Below are 1,352 nucleotides of genomic sequence, written 5' to 3'. Positions count from 1 at the left end.
GCAAAGCTCTCACGATTGAGGGTTCCCTGATTGAAGTCGTTCGCAGTAATAACAATTGCTGCAGGATCAGAGTAGGGTTTACTGGTGATCTGGCAGAGAATAACATCACCCTTTTTAACGCTGGCAAGCACCAGTGCCGGTCGGCGTTTAGTGGACGATAAGTCGGAGAACGGGAAGTTAATAGTGACTATTGTTCCTTTTGAAGGCATTCCCATGCTTCATCCTCATCTGGCTTATTCCAGTCTGCCACCAGTGACGGTTCACTTAACAGCGCTTCATCATTAATCTGCTGACCGGGTGATTCTTCAAGTATGGTTATCAATACTTTCGATCCTGAGGGTAAGACCAGATTATCTGGCAGTTTCAGGTTTCCCTGATTATCTACAGTGGCTTTGTAAGTCTGAAACATATCCATGCTCCCTGTGTCAATGGCTCATCAACGATAGCTTAGTCCCGTAGTGAGGGGAAGAAAATCAGGGTCATGTATGGTCCGCCCCGCATTGCAAGAAATCTGCAAGAAATCTGGGTCAGGTCTTTCATTGTGCATAACAATTGCCGTTTATGGTGATGAGGGAAGAGATTTGCACAATCAAAGACCTGACCCCAGCTTTTAAGACCTGACCCCAGCTTTTACTGATCAGAAGCGCCGTGTAGCAACATACTCCTTTAATGCGTCGTCCATACGGGTCTGCCATCCCTTGCCCGTGGCGCGGAAATACGCAATCACTTCAGACGACAGCCTTATGGTAATACGCTCCTTGGTCTCCTGCGCTTTGGGTCGGCCCGGGGCTCGCTTTTGCTCAAACATCTCATCGGTGATCTCAAAGGTGTCCGGGTCGGCCGCGATCCCGGCATTGATGGCAGCGTCTTCTTCATCGGTTGGCCATATAGTGCCCGGCTTAAGCTTTGGCATAGCGCTTCATCTCCCGTTTGTTGGCTTTTCTCAGGCTAATGATCCGGCGAACATCCCCGCGATCGGTGTAGACGACACAACACAAACGCAACCCAAGGTACGCCAGGCCCACCATCCGTTGCTCTCCATAGTTACAGCGACGGTCTTGCCATGCCCAGAGCGTATCCCACTCCAGATGCTCAGCCTCAGACAGCGGCAGGCCATGCTTGGCCAGGTTGGTGGCGTCTTTGTCAGCATCGTACTCGTACTTCATGGATTTATTGTATGCACAAAAAATAAAACCCGCCAGTTAACAGCCATTCCGGAAGGCCTGGCACTCAGCATAGGTGGTTGTTTATAAAGAAAAATCGGGGTCAAAAAATCGGGGTCAAAAAATCGGGGTCAAAAAATCGGGGTCAGGTCTTTCATTATGAAAAATCGGGGTCAGGTCTTTCATTAT

At 49.4% G+C, this 1,352-nt stretch carries 4 protein-coding genes; all 4 read right to left on the bottom strand.

The features are described from left to right. Window positions 1-209 (bottom strand): type II toxin-antitoxin system PemK/MazF family toxin (locus tag KDK13_RS02380; RefSeq protein ID WP_257283205.1); only part of this gene is annotated, 209 nt, incomplete at its 3' end. Further along, a complete protein-coding gene (locus tag KDK13_RS02375; protein WP_257266115.1) occupies window positions 188-409 on the bottom strand; it encodes a hypothetical protein in 222 nt (73 codons plus the stop codon). The genes KDK13_RS02380 and KDK13_RS02375, both read right to left, overlap by 22 nt. 228 nt (window positions 410-637) lie before the next feature. Continuing rightward, window positions 638-913 carry a BrnA antitoxin family protein gene (locus KDK13_RS02370; RefSeq protein WP_257283204.1) on the bottom strand — a complete coding sequence of 92 codons (276 nt, stop codon included), beginning with the start codon at window positions 911-913 and terminating at the stop codon, window positions 638-640. Further along, window positions 900-1,166 (bottom strand): BrnT family toxin, encoded by a 267-nt coding sequence (locus tag KDK13_RS02365; protein WP_257266002.1) that lies wholly within the window; start codon window positions 1,164-1,166, stop codon window positions 900-902. Before KDK13_RS02365 ends, KDK13_RS02370 begins: the two co-directional genes overlap by 14 nt. Window positions 1,167-1,352 lie beyond the last annotated feature (186 nt).

The sequence above is a fragment of the Endozoicomonas sp. SESOKO1 genome, assembly GCF_024606265.1.
Lineage (GTDB): Bacteria > Pseudomonadota > Gammaproteobacteria > Pseudomonadales > Endozoicomonadaceae > Endozoicomonas.
The sequence above is the reverse complement of the archived record's forward strand: the minus strand, read 5'-3'. Positions and strand labels throughout refer to the sequence as shown.

Bases quoted from the DNA above. Each gene is read 5' to 3' on its own strand.
- KDK13_RS02365 (WP_257266002.1), bottom strand. From the start codon at position 1,166: ATGAAGTACGAGTACGATGCTGACAAAGACGCCACCAACCTGGCCAAG.
- KDK13_RS02375 (WP_257266115.1), bottom strand. From the start codon at position 409: ATGTTTCAGACTTACAAAGCCACTGTAGATAATCAGGGAAACCTGAAA.
- KDK13_RS02370 (WP_257283204.1), bottom strand. From the start codon at position 913: ATGCCAAAGCTTAAGCCGGGCACTATATGGCCAACCGATGAAGAAGAC.